The following is a 21341-nucleotide window of genomic DNA, read 5'->3' as shown; positions in this document are numbered from 1 at the left end:
CGCGGTCCTCTGCGTCTTGCCGTGAACCGCCGGCACCGGGTTGGAAATCAGCTGATCCCCAGCCTTCAACGGCACATCCGGAATCACCTTGATCGGCGTCGCCGCGCTTCCCAGCAACAACGGTTTGGCCGCTTCGACATGCGCTTCCAACTGAGGCCCGACCAGATGATCGGCCAGCCTCTCCAGCCATTTGCGTGCTTGGCCAGACTTGATGGTCCCCAACACCTGCATACCCAGGCGCACCTGAACCCCCATGCCCCGCGTCGCCCAGATCAGGAATAGGTTGATCAGCACCTCGCCGGTAATCTCGCCGAGCAATTCATACATCTGCGGCGGTGGCAGCATGCGTATCCAGGCGACCATGGCCGACAGATAGATAAACAACAGCGGCTCATCGCTGAGCAAAAGCAGGCCATGGGCAATGGTGTCTTTGCCCAGTTTCAGCAGTTCGTTGAGTTCGGCCTGCGAGATGTAATGCAACAACTTCTGGCTATTGGTCTTGATATCCGCCAACAGTTCGTACAGTTGCGGGAAGTTGTCCCAAAGGTTGAAGAGCCCCTTGGCAATCCCGGTTGAAAACGCCAGGCCTTGCATCGCGCTGCGCTTGAACGGCGTGGCGTTGGCGAAGTCGCTCCATTGCGGCTTGAAGGTCTTCTTCCATTCATGACGCAGGCTGGCTTCCAGCATCTTGATGACCGACTGATAAGACGCATACAGCGCCTTGACATGATCCTTGGAAACATTGGGGTAGAAGGTGATTTGGTAGCGTTGATCGCGGGTGCAGTCCTCGATTTCAAGAATGCCGCTGGGGCCAATAGTTCGATGGATGGGCGGGCCCAAGTGGCTGCCGTCCGCAGCAATCGCCTGCAGCATCACCGGTGTATTGCCAATAGGCACAAACCGCGTGCTCTCGAACATATGCACTAGGGTCAACGCGCCCTGGGCCTTGCAGGTGACAACCGTGCGACTGGGCTTTTTGGACGACGCGGGAGCGACAAGGGAAACCTCTTCCCCGACCTTGAATACCTGCTCCACTTCCAGTGCAGAACCACTCCAGAAGTGCTCGGCCCACTCGTCAAAAGTGTTCAGGCAATGTCGCAAATCATGCAAAACGCTGTCGACGTCCGGCTTGTTGCCATTCATGGGCGACAGGACGAAGTTGGCGATAACCGGATTCATGAGGCGGGCCCCTTGAGTGGGGCACGAAGTGAGAGGTGCATCGGCGGTCCCTCGCGCTGATTGATCAGGCGAGAGACTTTGGAGAGGTTGGTAGGGGAAAGAAGTCGGCTTTATTCGCCAGGGTAGGTAGGAGGTTTCGGCAAAACCTCAGGTTCACCGAGGCCTTGTTATAGGAGGGGGACTACAGGTTGAACAGTCCTACAGCTTCAACTGCCCGATCGCCTTACTCAGTTCCCCAGCCAGCGTCGCCAGTTCATTACTGGTCGTCGCGGAGTCCACGGTCTGTTGCACGGTGTTCTCGGTCACATCACGGATGCTTACCACCGCGCGGTTCATCTCTTCGGCGACGTGGCTTTGCTGTTCGGCGGCGACGGCGATCTGGGTGTTGCTTTCGCGCATTTGCGCCACGGCGCCGGTGATTTCGGCGAGTGCGGCGCCGGCCTCCTGGGCTTGTTGCACGCAGTCGTCAGCCTTGAACGAGCTTTCCTGCATGAAGTCCACTGCGTCGCGCGTGCCGGCTTGCAGCGCCGAGACCATGCGGGTGATTTCGTCGGTGGAGCTCTGCACGCGCTTGGCCAGGTTGCGCACTTCGTCGGCAACCACGGCGAACCCCCGGCCCATTTCGCCGGCGCGCGCGGCTTCGATGGCGGCGTTGAGCGCGAGCAGGTTGGTCTGTTCGGCGATGCTGTGGATCACGCCGACCACACCGTTGATTTTCTGGCTGTCCTCGGCCAGTTTCTGGATCATTTCGGCGGTCTGTTGCACGCCGGTGGACAGCCCGGCGATTGAGCGCTGCACGCGGGTGACCACTTCCTGGCCGCTGCCGGCGAGGGTGTCGGCGGTCTGGGACAGGTCGCGCGTGGCACCGGCATGTTGAGCAATGTGGTAGACGGTGGCGGTCATCTCGTTGATAGCAGTGGCGGCCTGGTCGGTCTCGCTTTGCTGGCCGAGCATGCCGTGCTGCACTTCGTTCATGCTGCTGGCCAGCCGTGCGGCACCCTCGTCGAGTTGCCGGGCGGTGCGTGCCACCGTATTGACCACCCGTTGGTAGCCGGCTTGCATGGCGTTGAAGGCGCTGGCCATCTGGCCGACCTCGTCCTTGCAGGCCAAGGGCACACGGGCCGACAGGTCGCCGGTTTTCTCCACGTGCAGCATCACGTCCTTGAGGGTATTGAGCTGGCTGAGCAGGAAGCGGATCAATAGCTGCGAAGCGCCGAGCATCGCCAGCATCAGAATCAATACGGCCACCGCATAGTTGGCGAAGCGTTCGCCGAACACCCGGCTCAGGCTGGGGGCATAGGCCAGCACGGCGACCTGTTGGCCGTCGGGTCGCGCGATCACTTCGGCGCCCATCAGCGGGTTCTCGCCAAACAGCGGCATACGGTTGAGGTCGACCCAGCCGTTGGCGCCGCTCAGGGCTGAAAGATCCTGGTCCGCTCGTTGTGGGATTTGGCCTTGTGCATACGTCAGCCAGTGCTCATCTGTGGGCAGGGCCTTTTCCGCCGGCCAGGCACTGAGCAGACGCGCCTGGGCCTGCGCCGAGGCCTGGGACGCATCGCTGCGCGCCTGTTGTTCAAGCTGCACGGCGTACAGCACCAGCAGCAGGGTGGTGATGAAAGCGACCGCGTTGACGGCCCAGAATTTGTACTTCAGCGAGATATTGCTAAGCCAGGCACCCATGGAAGGTTTTCTCTGATAGCGGAAACAGCATTGGCAAGGTGCCATTATTGTGCCGCTACTCAGGAAGCCGGTTTTGACATGGGTCAATGCGCCGCATCAATCCACGGCAGGCAAGCCAAAAAACGCGCGCGCGCTGGCGGTGCTGTGCGCGGCCAGGTCTTCCACGCTTTCGTTGCGGTGCAGCGCGACTTCGCGCAGTACTTCCGGCAAGTAGGCCGGTTCGTTGCGGCCGTTTTTTGGTTTGGGCCGCAGGGTACGCGGCAGCAGGTAGGGGGCGTCGCTTTCCAGCATCAGACGGCCACGGGGAATTTCCCTCACAAGCGGGTGCAAGTGTGTCCCACGGCGTTCGTCGCAGATCCAACCGGTGATGCCGATGTGCAAGTCGAGGTCGAGGTAGCTGAACAATGCCGACTGTTCGCCGGTGAAGCAGTGCACCACGGCGGCGGTGAGGTGGTCGCGGTAGTCCTTGAGGATTTCCAGCAGGCGCTGGTTGGCGTCGCGTTCATGCAGAAATACCGGGAGTTTCAACTCGACGGCCAGGGCCAAGTGCTCTTCCAGGACTTTCTCCTGCTGCGGGCGTGGCGAAAAATCACGATTGAAATCCAGCCCGCATTCGCCCACGGCACGCACGCGGCTTTCACTGAGCAGGCCGCGCAAACGCTGGGCGCTGTCGCCGTTCCAGTCACTGGCGGAATGCGGGTGGATGCCGGCCGTACTGAACAGGCGCTGGCCGCTTTCATCGAGTTTCAAACACAGTTCCAGGGCCTGCTCACTGCCGTCGACGCTGGTGCCGGTGAGTACCAATTGCTGTACGCCAGCGGCATAGGCTCGCTCGAGAACGGCCAGGTGCTTCTCGTCGAAACTGGGGTTGGTCAGGTTGACGCCGATATCAATGAGTTGCATGGTGCTATCTCCGCCTGCGGCCGGAAAGCATATCAGAGCTGTAGATTTATAAGAAAATCGAAGAACTACAACGAGTTATAGCTGTCTTTGAACGTCGCAAGTGACATTGTGGTCGGCTGACCGCCTGACCCAGTGTCGCCGTTGCGTACCTTGCCAGCGCATAAAGCGCTCTGTTTCTGACGCCCACCGCCTCGTTTTTCGCGAGAGCGTTGGCCAGTATTCTTTCCGGAGAGCGGATGATCCGACCCTCGGCGTTGCTTATGTTGTGCCTGACGTTATTGCTGCCCATGGCGGCGGTTGCGCGTCTGGACGGGCCGCTGGAAGTGACCAAGCCCAGCAAGGTGCGCGACCTGGCGGAGATCCGCTCCAGCCGCACCTTGCGCGTATTGGTCAACCAAAGCCGCAATAGCTCTGGTGAAGTGCAGGGCCAGGCTATCGGGGTGGAATATCACCGCCTGCGCGCCTTCGAGCAGTACCTCAATGGCCACGCCCGTGATGGCCAGGAAATCAACCTCAAGATCATTCCCAAGGCCAAGGACCAACTCCTTGGCGCGCTGGCCCGTGGCGAAGGCGACCTGGTGGCCCCTGGTGAACTGCTGGATGTGAAGGCCGCACACAAGATCAGCACCAGTGACCCGATCGCCAGCGGTGTGCCGTTGTGGCTGGTGGGGGTCAAGGGCGAGCGGCGGTTTACCAAGTTGGAGCAACTGTCTGGCCGGACGGTGGCGCTGACCACTGGCAGCGCGGCGGCGGATGCCATCAGTCAGGTCAATCAGAAGCTGGCGCTGCACAAGCAGCCGTCGATCAAGGTGGAATGGGTCGACCCGACGCTCGCGGTGGAGGACGTGCTGGAGATGGTCCAGGCGGGGATTTTTCACCTGACAATCGTCGAGAAGCCGATTGCCGAGCGCTGGTCGAAGATCCTGCCCAAATTGCGCTTCGATAAGCAGGTGGCGATCAGCGAACCGGGTGACGAGTACTGGTTCGTGCGCCAGGACGCGTCGATGCTGCGTGCCAGCATCGATCGATTTCTCAAGACTTATCGGACGCCCTCCGACCAGGATGTCGCGTTCCAGCGTATCTATCGGCGCCTGTACCAAGTGCGCAATCCGCTGGCCCGGATCGACCGCCAGCGCCTGGAGAAGCTGCGCCCGGTCCTGCAAAAACATGCGCGCGAGCAGGGCATGGACTGGCTGAACCTTGCGGCATTAGCCTTCAAGGAGTCGGCACTCGACCCGGGCGCGCGCAACAGCGGTGGGCCGACCGGCCTGATGCAGATCACGCCGTCGGCGGCGCAGCGGGTGGGGGTCAACAATATCGAGAACCTCGACAGCAATGTGCAGGCCGGCGCGCGCTACCTGGCGATGATCCGCCGCAAGTTTTTCGCCAGCCCCAAGCTCAATGAGCGCGAGCGCATGGCCTTTGTACTGGCGGCCTACAACATGGGCCCGGAGCGCGTCCAGGGCATGCGCACCGAGGCCAGGCGCCGGGGCCTCAACCCCAACCAGTGGTTCTTCCAGGTTGAACGCATTGCCATGGAACAGGTGGGCATGAGCGGCGTCAGCTATGTTAATAGCGTTAACAAGTATTACTTGGCGTTCGATCGGGAGCGGGAGTCCCTGGAGCCGCCAGCGCCGAAAATTGCCTCCCGGAAGTAATCGATTAATTCGATATTGATAAGGCAGTTTTTGCGCTTTTAACATTCTTTAAACTGATTAATATGGCGGCCAACCAACCCCAGTTTCGAAAAGGATTACACGCATGAGCCCACTGATCAAAAGCCTTCTGACCACCCGTGCCGGTTACGGCCTGACTGTCCTGCGCATTGTTGTCGGCATTATCTTCGCGGCCCACGGCTCGCAAAAACTCTTTGGCTGGTTCGGTGGCTACGGCCTGGCCGGCACGGCGCAGTGGATGGAAAGCATCGGCCTCGCACCGGGTACCCTGATGGCACTGTTGTCGGGCGGGACCGAGTTCTTCGCCGGCCTGGCACTGATCATCGGTTTGCTCGCTCGTCCGGCGGCATTGGGCTTGACCATCCTGTCGCTGGTGGCGATCTTCTCGGTGCATATCCATAACGGTCTGTTCATGGCCAATAACGGGTATGAGTTCGCATTGGCGCTGCTCGGTGGTGCGCTGGCAGTGCTGCTGGAAGGTGCCGGCAAATTGTCTGCAGACCGCGCCATCGCCCGCTGATCCACGTCTGGAAAATCGACAAGGCCCGCCCATGTGCGGGCCTTTTCGTTGCCCGCCATTCTTGACACCGCCCCTGCGGCTTCTCTAGGATGCCGCTCATGCGCCGATTTAAACAGCTAATTGCGGGGCGCCACCGGGACTCTATGCAGCCCGACAGAAGCTGGTTCTCCCATGCCGAGACAGCTTTGAAATTCCGCTAAAGCGCTGGTTCGGTGTTGCCTCTCACCTGCCCGCAGACTTTTGAGGCAGAGACACGACACGATGAATGCACTACGCCCCCTGATACGCCTGGCCCCGATCACCGCGGACCTGACTCAACGCAATCCGAAAATTCTCCTGGGCGGCAAGCACCAGCCGACGCTGTTGCGTTACCTGGATGGCTGGCCGCGTCGTACCGGGCGGCCATCGGCGTTCCTGATCCAGTTTGTGGAAGACGGCGACTCTCTTGCCCGTTTTGCCAACAACAGCTTTGACCTCGCGGTCATCCAGGCTCCGAGCGCCGTCAATGCAGCTGAAGTGATCGGCCATCTGACCCGCATTGCCCGGCAAGGGCTGATTGCCAGGCGTTGAGGTTCAGCGACGTGTGGCCTCGCCGTTCAAGCGTCGTCGACGATGGCCGAGAAACACCAGCCAGGCGATCAGGCACAACATCAGCGGGATCGCGAAGGTCACGCCCAGCTTTATCGCCAGCTCCAGGCGATTGACCTGTGCGTATGCCTCGACCTTCAAGGCGTGCAACTCCATGGGCAAACGCAGGCGCTCCTTATTGAGGGCCTGCAACTGCGTCCTGGTGTCCACTGCCTGAGTGCCCAGGTGGATCACTTGTGGCGTCAACTGCCGCCATTCCTGTTCCGTTCGCTGCAAGCGTTGTTCCACCTCATAGGCCTTGCCGCGATAGACCTGTTCGGCGGCGTTGCGCATGGCCTCCAGCAGGGTCGGTGAGTTGCTCGCGGGTGTACGCGGCCGAACGTTGGCCAGTGCTTCAAGGGCGGACAGGTTATCCAGTGTATTCATGATAAACAGTGCGTTGCTGTCAGGCGTCGCGGGGCTGAGCTGATCGGTGAGCATGTCGGTGTCGGCGACCACCACGACATGGATCTGTGTCGCTTTTTGCACGCCCGGCGGTTGACCCTTGATGCCTTCCGGAAATGCCGAATAAGCCGGCCCCTCGATACGGGCCGCAATTACATGGCGTTTGCCTTGCTTGGGCAGCGCGTCAGCCAACGCGTCGCGCGCGGTGTCGTCCACGAAACGCTCGGTATCCATCAGCTCGGCGTGCTCGGAGCTGTAGAGCAGGGGGGTAAATGTCGTGCGACTTTTAGCCAGGCGAGAGACGGCGCCGCTGCTGGATACGATCACGGTGTTCAATTTCCAGGTGCTCACATCCTGCGTGTTCATCGCCTGCCTTGGTAGGTTTAACCGGGCTGGGTATCGCTCCGCGTTTCTTCCGGGGCCCGGCTCAGTCCACGAAGAATAGAGACCGTCGACCAGCAGCTTATCCGCTGGCATCTGGATACCCCAGGCGGCCAGTAGTTCGTGCAATCGAGTATTGGCTGGCGCACGGCCTGAGCGTTGCTCGCCCAGGGGGTCGATAAACATCATCAACCTGCCGCCCTTCAATACAAATTGTTCAATGCCATACAGGGTCTGCTCGGACAACGCGGCGGGCTGCACCACCATCAGTGCCTGGACATATTCCGGGATGCGTACGGTCGTCGACTCCAGCAGCGCGAGGTTAAAGTGCTGCTGCACGGTCTTGAGCAGCCGCCCTGCGGATTCCTCCATCGCTTGCCCTGAGATCAGACCGACAATGGGGCGCTCAGGGTGTTGCAACTTATAGATCAAGTGGCTGATTTCGTAGTCGAGCAAGGGCTCACGATCAAGGCTGAATGATTCGATGCGTTGCGCACCGTGACCGGCACGGGTACCGATGAGGCCCAGAAAACCGGCCTCATCGTCGAGGCCAAATAGCTCCGCTTTGTAGGCATCCTCTGAAAAACGTGCAGGTTCGATAAGGTGCAGGTTGAGCATGCCTCGGGCGGCTTTTTCATATTCCTTGAGCCGGTCCTCGATACGCTTGCCATAGCGTTTCATCGCGGGACTTCTTGCTGGGGCGTTGTTGGCGTTGAAGTAATACAAGTCTACCGGGCTTTCCAGGGAATTCAGGAAGTGCCGTACGGTGGGGGATAAAGTGTGGATCTGTGAACGGGAATAGTCCCAGCGAATGTCGGGAAGTTTAACTATCCAGACCAGGTTGAACGCGAGGAATAGTAAAAGCAAGACCATAAGTGTCATGCCGGTACGCAGAGTGGATCGCATGGGGCTTTCCTTCTCAGCGATGCTTGTAATTAAGGGTGATGGTCGCCGCAGTGAGGAAGGCCAGGATCATGCTGATGAAGTAAAGAATGTCGCGAAGTGCAAATTTTCCATCGTCCAGGCTGCTGAATCTTGACAGCGGATTGAGGGAACTCAAACTGTCGATAAACCAAATGGGCGCTTGATGTTCCAGTGCATCGAGTAAAGATGAAAGTCCACTGACGGTGAGCAGTAAGCCCATCGTCAGTATGACGACGACGGTACGCTGACGGACGCAAGTGAAGATGAAACAACCGACAGATAGATAACTGCCCGCCAGCAGCCAACTCGCCAAAAATTGCGAGGCTATAACGGCGTTGTCCGCCCTGCCCAGATAATTGGCGATGATGACCAGGGGAAACGTCAACAGCAGAGCCACGCCGACTACAACCCAGGCAGCCAGGAACTTGCCGATCACCCACTCAAAGGGCGTGACGGGTAATGTCTTCATCAACTCGAGAAAACCGGCATTCGCTTCATCCGACCAGAGTTGCGCCGCCAGGGCGGGGATCAAGAGTAAGTAAAGCCAGGGATGCAGTTGGAAAAAAACCTGCAACGTGCTGCTGTCTTGCTCCAGCCACGGGCTGAGGTGAAAACCCAAGGCCACGGACAGTACTAAAAAAATCGCCACGCTCAGGTAGGTGCCTGGTGTGCAGGCATAACTGGCGAGTTGGCGCTTGAAAATGACGGGCAGCAATTTCAAAGAGTGGCCTCTCGGCTCAGGTGGTGGACCACATCGTTCAGGCGGCCTGACTCCTGGTGCAGCGAGCTGATTTGCCACCGACGACTGGCGATGAGTGTGTGAATGTGTGAGGAGATGTTATGTCCCGGCATGGCCAGCACGGTCACCGTGCCGGGGGCATGGCGATGCTCTTCGATGCCCGCCACGCCTGGCAGGACGGCGAGCGCCAGCAGGTCCAGAGGCGCGTGCGCGGTCAGGGTAACTGCCTGGAAATGACGGGAATCGCGTTGCAGATCAGGCAGTGGCGTATCGGCCACCAGACGCCCGCCCGCAAGCACCAGCGCCCGTGTGCAGAGTTCGGACAACTCATCGCAGTGCCGGGACGCGATGATCACCGTCATCTCCTGCGTCAACGACCTGATAAGCGCCCTGAAGGTGTGTTTTTGATCGGGTGCCAGCCCTTCGGTCGGTTCATCCAGTAACAACAAGGCCGGCCCATGCAGGATGGCTTGGGCAATCGCGACTTTACGTTTCCATCCAGTACAAAGTGTGTCGAGGGGCGCGTTGAGAATGGGCCATAACTCCAGTCGCATGGCGGCGTGTTCCACGCGCGCGCGTTTTTCTGCGCCGTGGAAACCACGAATGCTGGCAATGAAATGCAGGAACGCGTTTGCCGACATCGTTGGATGACCGAGATCCCGGTCCAGTTGATAGCCGATCGCTTTCTTTATCTTGAGAACTTGCGGGTTGATACCCTGGACAGTGACATGGCCACTGGAAGGCGAAGTTGTACCGGAAAGTATATTCAATAGTAGCGTTTTAGCAGCAGGGTCTTCTCCAAAAAGCCCCAGGCATTCGTGTTGATTGGCGCTGAATGAGAGATCACTGATAATGTTTTTCTTGTCGATGTATTTTGTCACGTTGCTTATTTCGATCATGTGTTTACCGAATAAGTTTGGTATGACGTTAAGGGGTAGATTTTAAAAAGGGTACGGATAATCATCGCTTTTGGGAACGACGATCAGCATTAATAAGAGAAGTCCTACGTGTGTGCCCGGTACATCGCTGAAACAATTGGAGTGTGTGTTGACTTTTAAATTTCGAATGTTTATTGGATGTTTGTATAGACGTTCTGCGCTGTGTAACGAGGACTGATAATCATGATGCTGCTACGTACCCTAGTTCTTGAACGCGATGGTCAGGATGCACCGGTCAACGGCGCACTGCTCTGTGGGTTTGCTGTTGGTCAGATTGCCTCCAACTTCCTCGTTTACAGCCTCGATGAAGAAGTTGAACCGGGGAGTTCCAGGGTTTACATCGCGGCGTTGCGTAAAAAAGCCGAACGGTATTTTCTCGGTGGTGTCGAGTCCAGGGACGACTTGCAAGTTGCCATGCATGTGTTTAAGCAAATTCTGACGTTGGCCGCGTCGGGTGCAAAAGCCGCTGGCGTCACGGAAACCCAGTTGCCCTATCATTTTGTCGATTTGAAAGGTTGCAAGCTGCCGCCTGCCAGGCCCGAGGATCACCACTCGGTGATCATCAAGAAAGCGCTGGTGATGAAGGTGATTACCTTGGGCATTTCCGCGCCCGCGTTGCCGGCAATCGAAAGCGCGTCATTGATCGTGCCCTCCATTCGCTTTTCATCGAAATTAAGCTCGTCCCCCAGGGCAGCGATCACGGCCGACCCTGCCGGTGTACCTGAGCATGAACAGCCTGTCGAAGAGCCGCGCCCGGTGGCGATCGAAATGCCGGCAAACCGCGTGCAGGCTGCACCTGTGATACCGCCCGCGCCGGAGCCGCGGGGGCAACCTGGATTGCCCGCGGCCATGGACCAAAACGCCATGTTCGAGGTGGACAGTACACTGACCAACCTGGCGCGTGTCGCACAGGAGTTGACCCAACAAAAGCTCGCCGTCATCGAACAGCAGGCGGCGCTTGATCAATGGCAGGCTCGACTGCAGCAGGAACAAAGCCAGTCCGATGAGAGGGCTCGAGAGCTGGAGCAGCGCATTGCCCAGTTGCATGACCAGTCGCTGGCGGTCAGCCAGAGAACCGAAGCGCTGAAGGTCATGACGTCTCAGGTGTCGAACCTGCGGCAAAGCTTGCGCGCGATGCTGCTGGACCTGGACCAGGTCCTGGATGGCTAGACCGGCCTGGCTACTTTCCCGGGTTCATTTATCATCAACGCCAGCCAGCCGACGCCAGGGCATGATTGCCTGGCCGATCGGCACCTATGGACATTGCCTGGGGATGCATGCGTTTGAGTACCAAGCTGATTACCAAAGAAGGTCATGAAGCGCTGAAGAAAGAGCTGGACTACCTGTGGCGCGAAAAGCGCCCGGACACCACGCGCAAAGTGACATGGGCTGCCTCGCTGGGCGACCGCAGCGAAAACGCCGACTACCAGTACAACAAGAAATTGCTGCGCGAGATCGATCGTCGGGTCCGTTACCTGCGCAAGCGCCTGGAAGACATGCGCGTGGTGGAGTACATGCCCGAGCAGGAAGGGAAGGTGTTTTTCGGCGCCTGGGTCGATATCGAAAACGAGCAGGGCGAGACCAAGCGTTTTCGGATTGTCGGCTATGACGAGATTTATGACCGGATGGACTATATCTCCATCGACTCACCGATGGCCCGCGCGTTGTTGCGCAAGGAAGTCGATGATGAGGCCATCGTGCAGACGCCCGGCGGCGAAGTGTGCTGGTGGATCACCGGGATCGAGTATGTGAAGTGAGCGCCGTTGGCCCGCGTCCCTTGAAGGACGCGGGCCATTGTGTTTTCAGCCTTCGCGCAATACGGTCAGAGGGCTGGCATTCAGTGCGCGGCGCGTACCGAAGACCCCGGCCCCGCCGATCAACACCGCACCGATCACCGGCAGCACCAACAACCACGGGTGCGGGTGCCAGGCCAGGTCAAAGGCATAGCGGTACAGCACCCAGGTCACCAGCTCGGTTCCCAGCGCCGCCAGCAACCCGCTGACGGCACCCAGCAAGCCGAACTCGATGCGCCTGGCCTTGACCAGCAGCTTGCGCTCGGCGCCCAGGGCGCGCAGCAGTGCACCTTGGCGAATCCGCTCATCAAGGGTGGCCTGCAGGCCGGAGAACAACACCGCCATTCCGGCCGCCAGCACAAACAGCAGCACGTACTCCACCGCCAGGGTCACCTGCGCCAGGATGCTGCGCAACTGCTCCAGCAGTGCCTCGACCTGCAGGATGGTCACGGCCGGGAAGGCACGCGACAGATCAACAATCTGCTGGTCGTGCCCAGGCGCCAGGTAAAAGCTGGTCAAGTAGGTAGCGGGCAGATCCTTCAGCGTGCCTGGCTGGAAAATCATGAAGAAGTTCGGCTGGAAGTTGTCCCAGTTGATGGTGCGCAGGCTGGTGACCCGCGCTTCACGGTTTTCCCCGCCCACGGTAAACACCAGGTGGTCGTTGAGTTTGAGCTTGAGGCTTTCCGCGACCTTGGCTTCTACCGAGACCCCGGGGATTTCATCGGTGGGTTGCTGCGACCACCAGGTGCCCGCTGTCAGGGCGTTGCCCGGTGGCAGGTCGGCGGCCCAGGTGAGGCTCAAGTCACGTTGCACCGCGCGGTCGCCGCTGGAGTCCTTGCTGACAATCTCCTGCACCGGTTCGCCGTTGATGCTGATCAGCCGGCCCGGCACCACGGGGTACAGCGGTGCTGACTGCGCCTGCAGCACCAGCAGGCGAGCGCCGAACGCGTCTTTGTCGGCCGGCAGGATGTTGAGGGCGAAATAGTTGGGCGCATCCTTGGGCAACTGGTTTTGCCAGGTGTCGAGCAACTCGCCGCGCAGCAGGGCAATCAAGCCCATCGACAGCAGGATCAGGCCAAAGGCCAGGGACTGGCCAGCCGCCGCCAGCGGGTGACGCAGCAATTGTCCCAGGCCCAGGCGCCAGGGCAGGGAGGCGCGAGCCAGCAGGCGTCGCAGGCTTTGCAACAGCAACAGGAGCAGGCCACCGAGTACCAGCGCTGCCACCACGCCACCGCCGAGCAGGGCGAAGGTCAGCACCAGGTCGAGGCTCAGGCGCCACATGATCAGGCCCAGGGCGAACAGGGCTGCGCCGTAGACCATCCAGGTGCTGGAAGGAATCGGCAGCAGGTCGCGACGCAGTACCCGCAGCGGCGGCACCCGACCCAATGCCGCCAGTGGCGGCAGGGCGAAGCCGGCGAGGGCGACCAGCCCGGTGCCGATCCCGGCGATGGCCGGCAGCAGGCCGCCAGGCGGTACGTCCGCCGGCAGCAGATCGTGCAGGAAGTAGAACAGGCCAAACTGCGCGAGCCAGCCGAGCAGGGCGCCGGTCAGGCTCGCCAGCAGGCCCAGTACGCTCAATTGCAGGCTGAACAGCAACATCGCTTCACGGCGCGATAACCCCAGGCAGCGTAACAATGCACTGGCGTCGAAGCGGCGGGTGGCGAAACGGTTGGCCGACAAGGCCACGGCGACGCCGGCCAGCAGCACTGCCACCAGGCTTGCCATGTTCAGGTAGCGCTCGGCCTTGCCCAGGGCGCCGCCAATCTGCTGGTTGCCGTCTCGCGAGTCCTGCAGGCGCTGGTTGGCGGCGAGGCCGGGCTTGACCAGGTCGCGATAGGTTTGCAGCGCTGTGCTGCCTTGTGGCCCGCGCCACAGTTCGCGGTAGCTGACGCGGCTGCCGGGCTGGACCACACCGGTGGCATCCAGGTCCGCCAGGTTGATCATCACCCGGGGCGTGAGGCTGTAGAAGTTACCGGCGCGGTCGGGTTCGTAGGTGAGGATGCGGGCCAGGCGCAGGGTCTTCATGCCGACATCGATACTGTCGCCGACCTTGAGGTCGAGTGCAGTCAGCAGCCGCGCCTCCACCCAGGCTTCACCGGGCTTCGGGCCACCTCCCGGGGTTTCATCGCCAAACGGCGCAGCCGCGCTTTTCAGCTCACCGCGCAGCGGGTACTGCTCGTTGACGGCCTTGATGCTGGAGAGCTGGATGCCGTTGTCGGTGGCAATCACGCTGGAGAATTCGACCACCCGGGCGTGATCCAGGCCCAGCTCGGTCCCCGACCGGATTTGTTCGGGCCGCGCCGGCGAGCTGCCTTCAAGTACCAGGTCGGCGCCGAGGAACTCGGTGGCGCGCAGCATCATGGCGCCATTGAGGCGGGCACCGAAGTAGCCAATGGCAGTGCTGGCAGCTACCGCCACCAGCAGGGCGAAGAACAACACGCGCAATTCGCCGGCGCGGGCATCGCGCAGCAATTGGCGCATGGCAAGGCTGAACAGGCGCAACAGCGGCAAACGTGCCATCAAGGCTCCAGGGGCGCGACCATCAGGCCGGCTTCAAGGCGGATCAGGCGTCGGCAACGGTGGGCCAGGCGCTCGTCGTGGGTGACCAGCACCAGGGTCGTGCCGCTTTCTTTGTTGAGCTCGAACAGCAGGTCGCTGATGCGCTCGCCGGTGTGGCTGTCGAGGTTCCCGGTGGGTTCATCGGCAAACAGCACGTCCGGTTCGGCAGCGAACGCGCGGGCGATCGCCACTCGTTGCTGTTCACCGCCGGACAACTGGCGCGGCGAGTGGGTCAGGCGTTGGCCCAGGCCGACTCGCTCCAGCAAATGGGTGGCGCGCTCGCGGGCGTCTTTGCGGCCGTCCAGCTCCAGCGGCAGCATGACGTTTTCCAGGGCGTTGAGGCTGTCGAGCAACTGGAAGGACTGGAACACGAAGCCCACGTGCTCGGCGCGGATGCGCGCACGCTGGTCTTCGTCGAGGGTGCTGAGGGCTTGCCCGGCGAGCGTGACTTCGCCGCTGCTGGGCAGGTCAAGGCCGGCCAGCAGGCCCAGGAGGGTGGATTTACCGGAGCCGGAAGCACCGACGATAGCCAGGCTATCGCCCTTGTTCAGTTCCAGGCTCAGTTCGTGCAGGATAGTCAGTTCACCTTCCGCGCTGGGAACCACTTTGCTAAGGTTCCGCGCGGTGAGAATGCTTGCGCCCATGGAGAATCCGATGCGAATGTGGTTTTTGAGTGCTGGCCTGGCCTTGATGTGCATGGCCCAGAACGCAGCGGCGGGTACAGTCCTGATCGTTGGCGATAGTATCAGTGCCGGTTTCGGCCTGGATACCAGCAAAGGGTGGGTAGCGTTGCTGGGACAACGGCTCAAGAAGGAAGGTTTCGACGATAAAGTGGTCAACGCTTCCATCAGCGGCGACACCAGTGCCGGAGGCTTGGCGCGGCTGCCGGCGGCGCTTGCAGAGCATAAGCCGGATGTCGTGGTGATCGAGCTTGGTGGCAATGACGGCCTGCGCGGCCAACCGCCTGCGCAATTGAAACAAAATCTTGCGTCGATGATCGATCAGTCCAAGGCCGGCGGCGCGAAGGTGCTGTTGCTGGGCATGCAGTTGCCACCCAACTACGGCCCGCGCTACACCACGGCATTTGCTGAAGTGTATGGGGCGCTGGCGAAGGAAAAAAACGTCCCGCTGGTGCCGTTTTTCCTCGAGGGCGTCGGTGGTCATCCCGAGCTGATGCAGGCGGATCAACTGCACCCGGCGGTCGGCGCCCAGGGCAAGTTGCTGGAAAATGTCTGGCCGACGCTAAAACCGCTGCTTTGACGCTTTTCTACCGGCAGGCTTTCGGCTAAGGTGGCGCCCCCCCGATTTGGAGCCCTTGATGTCGCGTCCTGCCTGGTCCCTGTTTAACTACCAACTGATCGAGCCGGACGAGCAGCTGGATCTGTTCGCCTGCCAGGAAGTGCGGGTGCATCTGGTCACGCGGCAATTGGAACTGGGCGGCTCCATCGATCGTACCCTGTGCGGTACGTTACTGCCGGCGCAACCGCGGTGGTCGCTGGTCGATCGTTCGATTTTCCAGGACCAGCGCCTGTGCCCGTTGTGCCGGGCAATTCTGGAGTCCCAGAAGCGCGGCACGCCGCCAATCTGGCCGGAGCTGCGTTTCGAGCTCTAGATGCAGCTGCAAGCTTCACGCTATAAGCTGTAAGCTAGCGGCTGAAAGCTTGTAGCTTGCAGCTCGCTTTTAACCTACCCGTCGTTCTGCGAAGGATTTTCCGGATGTTGTCGCGCCTTTCCGTCGTCACCTGCTGCCTGTCTCTTGCTGCGCTTTGTGCGGCCGGTTCTGCGTCAGCCTTGCAGTTGCCCCTGCCTCCGCCGGGCGAGGACATCGTCGGTCAGGTCCAGGTGATCAAGGCCAAGTACGAAGACACCTTTGCCGACCTGGGCACGACCTATGATCTTGGCTATTCGGAGATGGTCGCGGCCAACCCGGGCGTGGATGCCTGGTTGCCGGGGGCGGGCACTGACATCGTGCTGCCGACGCGTTTCATCCTGCCGCCCGGTCCTCGGGAAGGCATCGTGATCAACCTGGCGGAGTACCGGCTCTATTACTTCCCCAAGGGCCAGGACGTGGTCTACACCTTCCCGCTGGGGATCGGTCGTGAGGGCTGGGGCTCGCCGGTCGCCCACACCACGATTACCGGCAAGATCCCCAACCCGACCTGGACCCCGCCCGCCTCGATCAAGGCCGAGCACGCCGCCAATGGCGATCCGCTGCCCAACGTGGTGCCGGCGGGTCCGGACAATCCTTTGGGGCCGTTCAAGTTCACCCTGGGCACCCCGGGCTACCTGATCCACGGTTCGAACATGAAATTTGGTATCGGCACGCGTACAAGCCACGGGTGCTTCCGCATGTTCAACAACAACGTGCTGGAGATGGCCAGCATGGTGCCGGTGGGTACCTCGGTGCGCATCATCAACGATGCCTACAAGTTCGGCAGCAGCGGCGGCAAGGTCTACCTCGAGGCGCATACGCCGCTGAACGACGACGGCACGCCTTCGGTGGTCGACAAGCACACGGCGGTCATCAACGCCTTGCTCAAGCGTGAAGACCTGGCCAATAACCTGCGGGTGAACTGGGATCAGGTGCGTGATGTGGTCGCGGCCGAAGACGGCCTGCCCACCGAAATCGGCGTGCCGGGTGCAGCGCCGATAGCGTCCAGCGCGCCGATCGATCTGCAGCAATAAGCCTGCTCGACCCTGAGCCCGCCACGGCCTTGCGCTGCGGCGGGCTTTTTATTGCGCGGCAATCGAGGCACGAATCGCGGGCAATAAAAAAGCCGACCCAAGAATGGATCGGCTTGATAACAACCCCGAGGGATTATTACTTGCGGCTTGCTTTTTCAAGCATGCGCAGAGCGCGCTCGTTAGCTTCGTCAGCAGTCTGTTGTGCTTTTTGAGCAGCAGCCAGAGCTTCATCAGCTTTACGGTAGGCTTCGTCTGCACGAGCCTGGGAGCGAGCTGCTGCGTCTTCAGTTGCAGTCAGACGAGCTTCGGTTTCTTTGGAGACGCTGCTGCAACCGGTAGCCAGAACTGCGGCCAGAGCCAGAGCAGAGAATTTCAGAACGTTGTTCATCGTGTTCCCCTTCAAGGACTTTCTATTAAATGGCTATTTCCTCAGAGTGAGTTCATAGCCGGCGTACATACTACTCATTACTTGTAGTAAGTAAACTGACGTAGCGCAAGAAGCAAAAAAAATTCTTGTGCCGAATCTATTTTGGCTAATCTTTTGGAGGTTTGTATAAAAACCGTCCAATTTTTTGCAGTCGGGCGAAAATTGGATCCAGGCTGAAAGGGCCGGCCCGCATGTGTTAAGCCTTGTAAACAGATGAAAATTTATATATCGAGGCCGACACTTTCGCGCTGCTTGCCTTTACCACGCCTGGCATCTTTTACGCATGTAGAGTGACTTTAAGAGCGGCAGTTCGTCTCAAGGTTCAACGGCCGGCAAATGTTCAGGCTATCGGTCACCGGTTGATCGAGGCCCTTTCTATATCCACCCATGGCAAGGATGACGAGTGCGGCTTGAGCAATGGCAGGATTGGTGCCTACTATTCTCTACGTGCTGGTTGTGAGCGCTAAAGGTTTTCTCGTTGTCGAAACCGGCACGGGGTGGCGTAGATGTTCCTTCGCCGGAAAAACATCGGTAAGGTAGGGGTCGCAATCTTAGACCCGCGAGGAGTAGTGATGAGCGAGGCGTTGTCCATCCACCATGACCAGGCTGGTCATCAGTTCGAGACCAATGTGGACGGTCATCGTGCCTATCTGACCTATATGGACCTCGGGAAGCAGACCCTGGACATCTATCGGACCTTCGTGCCCAACGCGCTGCGCGGCCGTGGCATTGCGGCGGCATTGACCGAAGAAGCGCTGAAGTTCGCCGAAGAGGCCGGCTACACGGTGATCCCGTCCTGCTCCTATGTCGAACGCTACATGGAGCGCCACCAGCGCCATGCCGCGAAGCTGTAAGCCACACGCTGCAGCATGAAAAACGCCGGGCTTAGCCCGGCGTTTTTGTGTGCGCTCGATTCAACCGCGCTGTCAGGTGCGTTTGCGCTTGGGCAAGACGTCCTTGAGCTTGGCGTGCATGCTGCGCAGGGTGTTCTCGGTAGCAGCCCAGTCGATGCAGGCATCGGTGATCGACACGCCGTACTGCAAGTCGGCGAGGTCCTTTGGAATCGCCTGGCAGCCCCAGTTCAGGTGACTCTCGACCATCAGGCCGATAATCGACTGGTTGCCTTCGAGGATCTGGTTGGCGACGTTTTCCATGACCAGCGGCTGCAGGGCCGGATCCTTGTTGGAGTTGGCGTGGCTGCAGTCGACCATGATGTTCGGCTTGATCTTGGCCTTGTTCAGGGCCTGCTCGCATAGCGCGACGCTGACCGAGTCATAGTTGGGCTTGCCGTTGCCACCGCGCAACACCACGTGACCGTAGGCGTTGCCCTTGGTGGTGACGATGGAGACGCCGCCTTCCTGGTTGATGCCCAGGAAGCGGTGAGGGCTGGAGACCGATTGCAGCGCGTTGATCGCCACGGTCAGGCCGCCGTCGGTGCCGTTCTTGAATCCGACAGCCGACGACAGGCCGGACGCCATTTCGCGGTGGGTCTGGGATTCGGTGGTGCGGGCGCCGATGGCCGACCAGCTGATCAGGTCCTGCAGGTACTGCGGGGAGATCGGGTCGAGGGCTTCGGTGGCGGTGGGCAGGCCCATTTCCGCCAGGTCCAGCAGCAGCTGGCGACCGATGTGCAAGCCGTCCTGGATCTTGAACGAGTCGTCCAGGTACGGGTCGTTGATCAAGCCTTTCCAGCCCACGGTGGTCCGTGGTTTCTCGAAATAGACGCGCATCACCAGGTACAAGGTGTCGGACACTTCCGCTGCCAACACCTTGAGGCGCTCGGCGTACTCGTGGGCAGCCTTGAGGTCGTGGATCGAGCAGGGCCCGATCACCACGAAGAGGCGGTGGTCGGTGCCGTCGAGAATGTCACGGATGACTTCGCGGCCCTTGGTGACGGTCTGCAGGGCAGCGTCGCTCAGGGGGATTTCGCGCTTGAGCTGATCGGGTGTGATCAGCGTCTCGTTGGATTCGACGTTAAGGTCATTGATCGGTAAATCAGCCATCGTGTTACTCGCCAGGGTCACGGGTGCCGGCCGCCAGCCATCCCCGTGCGGCGGGCACAGCATGATTTTGAATACAGGGGGGAGGAACCTTAGCGCGTAACACGGGCCCGCGACAATGGGCAAAGCCCGCTTTAATCCCGTGCTGGCCGCACAAATGCCTCATGGGAGAACTCGCTGGCATGGCGCGCCACCCACTCGCGGGCCAGGGCTTCGAGTTGTGCAGGTGTCGGTTCGGCATCTTCGTGCTGGCGGCAGTAGCGCTCCATCCGGCATGCTTGTTCGCCCATGCGCGCGCCGAACAACGCATGCTCATCGGTAAACGAGATGCCGATGCGATAGCCGTTTTCGACCTTGCGGCACCAGGCTACATACCCCGGATACCGGGCGTTGGCGCCCAGGGACGGGATGTGCAGGTCAACGGCTGTGCCCTGGCGCCAGGCGCGTGGCCAATGGCAGGCGATGCCGCCCAGGCCGACCGTGTGCAGGCGCTGGCGGGGGAGGGCAGGAGAGGGACGTTGGATTAACTCGACAGCGACATCATCAGGGTGAGGTAAAAAACGACCCATGTACACGGACTCCGAGCACCGTCCAGTTGACGGCGGTGGCAGCAGTATAGTGAAGGAACTGGAATTGACCGACCTGGATATTGACCAGCAATTGCTGGGATTGCCAGGTATTTCGCTGGTGGTGTTCACCAGCATCGGGTGTTCGAGTTGCCGTTGGGCGCGCCAGCAGCTACCGGGCTGGTCCCTGCCGATTGACCGCGTGTGCTGGGTGGATGCCGGGCACAACGGCGGCGCGGTCGAACGCTACCAGATCTTTCATTTGCCCGCGTTGTTCGTGGTGTGCGAGGGTCAATTCCTCGGGCAGTTACAGACACGTCTTACACTCACTGACCTTACCGACGCGATCAATCAAGCGCTTACCCGTACTCCAGAGGATCTGCCATGACAGCACAGTCGCCCCGCATTGGCATTATTGGCACCGGCGCCATCGGTGGTTTCTACGGCCTGATGCTGGCGCGCGCCGGCTTCGATGTGCACTTCCTGTTGCGCAGCGAATACGCGGCGGTCAGTGAGCATGGCTTGCACCTGAACAGCAGCGTGCATGGTCACTTGCACCTGCATCCGGTGCAGGCCTACGCACGGGCTGCCGACATGCCGCCGTGCGACTGGCTGCTGGTGGGCACCAAGTCCACGGGTAACGTTGAGCTGGCCCCGACTATCGCCCAGGTCGCGGCGCCGGATGCCAAGGTGGTGTTGCTGCAAAACGGCCTGGATGTGGAAGACAGCCTGCGTGAACACTTGCCGGCGTCGCTGCATCTGCTGGGTGGGCTCTGCTACATCGGCGTACACCGCTCCGCGCCTGGCGTGGTCGAGCATCAGGCGCTGGGGCGGGTCAACCTGGGGTATCACAGTGGCACCGCGGCCAACGACGACGCCCGTCGGCAGGCGATTGTCGAAGCCGGCGCCGCGTTGTTCCACCAGGCCGGCATCGACTCCCAGGCCATGGCCAATGTGCATCAGGCGCGCTGGCACAAGTTGGTGTGGAACGTGCCCTACAACGGCCTGTCCGTCCTGCTGGGGACCGGCACCACGGCGATGATGGCGGACGAATCCAGCCGCGAGTTGATCCAGGCATTGATGGCCGAAGTGGTGCAGGGCGCCCATGCTTGCGGGCATGAAATCCCCGCCAGTTACGCCGAGCAGATGTTCGCCATGACTGAAACCATGGACGACTACCTGCCGAGCATGTATCACGACCACGTGCATAAACGCCCGCTGGAACTGGCGGCGATCTATGCGCGGCCACTCGCCGCGGCCAAAGCCGCAGGTTGCGAATTGCCACGGATGCAGGCGCTGTATCAGGCCTTGAGTTTTATTGATCGGCATAACCGCTGAG

The 21341-nt window shown here is 60.5% G+C and carries 21 protein-coding genes and 1 pseudogene; 11 read left to right on the top strand and 11 right to left on the bottom strand.

The window, feature by feature from the left end:
- From NTD80_RS02740 to NTD80_RS02730, 3 genes and pseudogenes are all read right to left on the bottom strand, one after another.
- Positions 1 to 1179, bottom strand: a pseudogene (locus NTD80_RS02740) (type IV secretion protein Rhs); the annotation flags it as partial.
- A 198-nt stretch (positions 1180 to 1377) separates the two neighbouring features.
- On the bottom strand, positions 1378 to 2859 hold the full coding sequence (locus tag NTD80_RS02735; RefSeq protein ID WP_262132054.1) for a methyl-accepting chemotaxis protein: 1482 nt from the start codon (positions 2857 to 2859) through the stop codon (positions 1378 to 1380).
- 96 nt (positions 2860 to 2955) lie between these two features.
- The gene (locus NTD80_RS02730; protein WP_120447953.1) at positions 2956 to 3762 is read right to left on the bottom strand and encodes a TatD family hydrolase; all 807 of its coding nucleotides are present in this window, start codon (positions 3760 to 3762) and stop codon (positions 2956 to 2958) included.
- A 236-nt stretch (positions 3763 to 3998) separates the two neighbouring features.
- Between NTD80_RS02730 and NTD80_RS02725 the strand changes: the two genes are divergently transcribed.
- The 3 genes from NTD80_RS02725 to NTD80_RS02715 all read left to right on the top strand — a co-directional run bounded on the left by NTD80_RS02725 (position 3999) and on the right by NTD80_RS02715 (position 6528).
- The gene (locus NTD80_RS02725) at positions 3999 to 5420 is read left to right on the top strand and encodes a transglycosylase SLT domain-containing protein (RefSeq protein WP_262132052.1); all 1422 of its coding nucleotides are present in this window, start codon (positions 3999 to 4001) and stop codon (positions 5418 to 5420) included.
- Between the two features lie 103 nt (positions 5421 to 5523).
- A complete protein-coding gene (locus NTD80_RS02720; protein WP_065901747.1) occupies positions 5524 to 5958 on the top strand; it encodes a DoxX family protein in 435 nt (144 codons plus the stop codon).
- A gap of 261 nt (positions 5959 to 6219) precedes the next feature.
- Positions 6220 to 6528, top strand: a complete 309-nt coding sequence (locus tag NTD80_RS02715) for a hypothetical protein (RefSeq protein WP_065901740.1) — start codon at positions 6220 to 6222, stop codon at positions 6526 to 6528.
- Positions 6529 to 6531: 3 nt separating this feature from the next.
- Here NTD80_RS02715 and NTD80_RS02710 read toward each other — a convergent pair whose 3' ends face one another.
- From NTD80_RS02710 to NTD80_RS02700, 3 genes are read right to left on the bottom strand one after another with little or no spacing between them, the layout of a single operon-like run.
- Complete coding sequence (locus NTD80_RS02710) at positions 6532 to 8277, bottom strand: Gldg family protein (RefSeq protein WP_262132050.1); 1746 nt, start codon at positions 8275 to 8277, stop codon at positions 6532 to 6534.
- A gap of 13 nt (positions 8278 to 8290) precedes the next feature.
- Positions 8291 to 9016, bottom strand: coding sequence for an ABC transporter permease (locus NTD80_RS02705; protein ID WP_262132048.1), 726 nt, complete (start codon positions 9014 to 9016; stop codon positions 8291 to 8293).
- Positions 9013 to 9933 carry an ABC transporter ATP-binding protein gene (locus NTD80_RS02700; protein WP_262132047.1) on the bottom strand — a complete coding sequence of 307 codons (921 nt, stop codon included), beginning with the start codon at positions 9931 to 9933 and terminating at the stop codon, positions 9013 to 9015. Before NTD80_RS02700 ends, NTD80_RS02705 begins: the two co-directional genes overlap by 4 nt.
- A gap of 222 nt (positions 9934 to 10155) precedes the next feature.
- Between NTD80_RS02700 and NTD80_RS02695 the strand changes: the two genes are divergently transcribed.
- Positions 10156 to 11142, top strand: a complete 987-nt coding sequence (locus tag NTD80_RS02695; protein ID WP_262132046.1) for a hypothetical protein — start codon at positions 10156 to 10158, stop codon at positions 11140 to 11142.
- A gap of 113 nt (positions 11143 to 11255) precedes the next feature.
- A complete protein-coding gene (gene greB, locus NTD80_RS02690) occupies positions 11256 to 11729 on the top strand; it encodes a transcription elongation factor GreB (protein WP_016972352.1) in 474 nt (157 codons plus the stop codon).
- Between the two features lie 45 nt (positions 11730 to 11774).
- On the opposite strand, the gene NTD80_RS02685 is transcribed toward greB, so the two are convergent.
- Both NTD80_RS02685 and NTD80_RS02680 read right to left on the bottom strand, forming a co-directional pair.
- Positions 11775 to 14285 (bottom strand): ABC transporter permease, encoded by a 2511-nt coding sequence (locus NTD80_RS02685; RefSeq protein ID WP_262132045.1) that lies wholly within the window; start codon positions 14283 to 14285, stop codon positions 11775 to 11777.
- Complete coding sequence (locus tag NTD80_RS02680; RefSeq protein ID WP_065901727.1) at positions 14285 to 14968, bottom strand: ABC transporter ATP-binding protein; 684 nt, start codon at positions 14966 to 14968, stop codon at positions 14285 to 14287. Before NTD80_RS02680 ends, NTD80_RS02685 begins: the two co-directional genes overlap by 1 nt.
- 10 nt (positions 14969 to 14978) lie before the next feature.
- Between NTD80_RS02680 and NTD80_RS02675 the strand changes: the two genes are divergently transcribed.
- The 3 genes from NTD80_RS02675 to NTD80_RS02665 all read left to right on the top strand — a co-directional run bounded on the left by NTD80_RS02675 (position 14979) and on the right by NTD80_RS02665 (position 17009).
- Complete coding sequence (locus NTD80_RS02675) at positions 14979 to 15584, top strand: arylesterase (RefSeq protein ID WP_065901725.1); 606 nt, start codon at positions 14979 to 14981, stop codon at positions 15582 to 15584.
- Between the two features lie 58 nt (positions 15585 to 15642).
- Positions 15643 to 15936, top strand: a complete 294-nt coding sequence (locus tag NTD80_RS02670; protein ID WP_003172705.1) for a hypothetical protein — start codon at positions 15643 to 15645, stop codon at positions 15934 to 15936.
- 104 nt (positions 15937 to 16040) lie between these two features.
- A complete protein-coding gene (locus NTD80_RS02665) occupies positions 16041 to 17009 on the top strand; it encodes a L,D-transpeptidase family protein (protein WP_106804748.1) in 969 nt (322 codons plus the stop codon).
- Positions 17010 to 17145: 136 nt separating this feature from the next.
- On the opposite strand, the gene oprI is transcribed toward NTD80_RS02665, so the two are convergent.
- Complete coding sequence (gene oprI / locus NTD80_RS02660) at positions 17146 to 17397, bottom strand: outer membrane lipoprotei OprI (protein WP_003172710.1); 252 nt, start codon at positions 17395 to 17397, stop codon at positions 17146 to 17148.
- Positions 17398 to 18008: 611 nt separating this feature from the next.
- On the opposite strand from oprI, the gene NTD80_RS02655 reads away from it, so the two are divergent.
- The gene (locus tag NTD80_RS02655) at positions 18009 to 18290 is read left to right on the top strand and encodes a GNAT family N-acetyltransferase (RefSeq protein ID WP_003189869.1); all 282 of its coding nucleotides are present in this window, start codon (positions 18009 to 18011) and stop codon (positions 18288 to 18290) included.
- Positions 18291 to 18362: 72 nt separating this feature from the next.
- On the opposite strand, the gene NTD80_RS02650 is transcribed toward NTD80_RS02655, so the two are convergent.
- Both NTD80_RS02650 and NTD80_RS02645 read right to left on the bottom strand, forming a co-directional pair.
- Positions 18363 to 19439, bottom strand: a complete 1077-nt coding sequence (locus NTD80_RS02650) for a 3-deoxy-7-phosphoheptulonate synthase (protein WP_016975370.1) — start codon at positions 19437 to 19439, stop codon at positions 18363 to 18365.
- Positions 19440 to 19570: 131 nt separating this feature from the next.
- Entirely contained in the window at positions 19571 to 20005 is a 435-nt protein-coding gene (locus tag NTD80_RS02645) for a PilZ domain-containing protein (RefSeq protein WP_106804747.1), read from the bottom strand.
- Here NTD80_RS02645 and NTD80_RS02640 point away from each other — a divergent pair.
- Complete coding sequence (locus NTD80_RS02640) at positions 20004 to 20390, top strand: thioredoxin (protein WP_262132041.1); 387 nt, start codon at positions 20004 to 20006, stop codon at positions 20388 to 20390. The two genes, NTD80_RS02645 and NTD80_RS02640, sit on opposite strands and share 2 nt — an antisense overlap.
- The gene (locus NTD80_RS02635; protein ID WP_065901720.1) at positions 20387 to 21340 is read left to right on the top strand and encodes a putative 2-dehydropantoate 2-reductase; all 954 of its coding nucleotides are present in this window, start codon (positions 20387 to 20389) and stop codon (positions 21338 to 21340) included. The genes NTD80_RS02640 and NTD80_RS02635 overlap by 4 nt, the downstream gene beginning before the upstream one ends.
- The last annotated feature ends 1 nt before the right edge of the window (position 21341 follow it).

Origin of the sequence: Pseudomonas sp. 13B_2.1_Bac1 (genome assembly GCF_025466155.1) — a bacterium.
Lineage (GTDB): Bacteria > Pseudomonadota > Gammaproteobacteria > Pseudomonadales > Pseudomonadaceae > Aquipseudomonas > Aquipseudomonas aylmerensis.
This window is presented reverse-complemented; position numbering and strand designations above follow the sequence as displayed.

Excerpts from the sequence above, each read along its gene's own strand:
- NTD80_RS02735 (WP_262132054.1), bottom strand. The coding sequence starts at position 2,859 with ATGGGTGCCTGGCTTAGCAATATCTCGCTGAAGTACAAATTCTGGGCC.
- NTD80_RS02730 (WP_120447953.1), bottom strand. The coding sequence starts at position 3,762 with ATGCAACTCATTGATATCGGCGTCAACCTGACCAACCCCAGTTTCGAC.
- NTD80_RS02725 (WP_262132052.1), top strand. The coding sequence starts at position 3,999 with ATGATCCGACCCTCGGCGTTGCTTATGTTGTGCCTGACGTTATTGCTG.
- NTD80_RS02720 (WP_065901747.1), top strand. The coding sequence starts at position 5,524 with ATGAGCCCACTGATCAAAAGCCTTCTGACCACCCGTGCCGGTTACGGC.
- NTD80_RS02715 (WP_065901740.1), top strand. The coding sequence starts at position 6,220 with ATGAATGCACTACGCCCCCTGATACGCCTGGCCCCGATCACCGCGGAC.
- NTD80_RS02710 (WP_262132050.1), bottom strand. The coding sequence starts at position 8,277 with ATGCGATCCACTCTGCGTACCGGCATGACACTTATGGTCTTGCTTTTA.
- NTD80_RS02700 (WP_262132047.1), bottom strand. The coding sequence starts at position 9,933 with ATGATCGAAATAAGCAACGTGACAAAATACATCGACAAGAAAAACATT.
- NTD80_RS02695 (WP_262132046.1), top strand. The coding sequence starts at position 10,156 with ATGATGCTGCTACGTACCCTAGTTCTTGAACGCGATGGTCAGGATGCA.
- NTD80_RS02685 (WP_262132045.1), bottom strand. The coding sequence starts at position 14,285 with ATGGCACGTTTGCCGCTGTTGCGCCTGTTCAGCCTTGCCATGCGCCAA.
- NTD80_RS02680 (WP_065901727.1), bottom strand. The coding sequence starts at position 14,968 with ATGGGCGCAAGCATTCTCACCGCGCGGAACCTTAGCAAAGTGGTTCCC.
- NTD80_RS02675 (WP_065901725.1), top strand. The coding sequence starts at position 14,979 with ATGCGAATGTGGTTTTTGAGTGCTGGCCTGGCCTTGATGTGCATGGCC.
- NTD80_RS02670 (WP_003172705.1), top strand. The coding sequence starts at position 15,643 with ATGTCGCGTCCTGCCTGGTCCCTGTTTAACTACCAACTGATCGAGCCG.
- NTD80_RS02665 (WP_106804748.1), top strand. The coding sequence starts at position 16,041 with ATGTTGTCGCGCCTTTCCGTCGTCACCTGCTGCCTGTCTCTTGCTGCG.
- oprI (WP_003172710.1), bottom strand. The coding sequence starts at position 17,397 with ATGAACAACGTTCTGAAATTCTCTGCTCTGGCTCTGGCCGCAGTTCTG.
- NTD80_RS02655 (WP_003189869.1), top strand. The coding sequence starts at position 18,009 with ATGAGCGAGGCGTTGTCCATCCACCATGACCAGGCTGGTCATCAGTTC.
- NTD80_RS02650 (WP_016975370.1), bottom strand. The coding sequence starts at position 19,439 with ATGGCTGATTTACCGATCAATGACCTTAACGTCGAATCCAACGAGACG.
- NTD80_RS02640 (WP_262132041.1), top strand. The coding sequence starts at position 20,004 with ATGTACACGGACTCCGAGCACCGTCCAGTTGACGGCGGTGGCAGCAGT.
- NTD80_RS02645 (WP_106804747.1), bottom strand. The coding sequence starts at position 20,005 with ATGGGTCGTTTTTTACCTCACCCTGATGATGTCGCTGTCGAGTTAATC.
- NTD80_RS02635 (WP_065901720.1), top strand. The coding sequence starts at position 20,387 with ATGACAGCACAGTCGCCCCGCATTGGCATTATTGGCACCGGCGCCATC.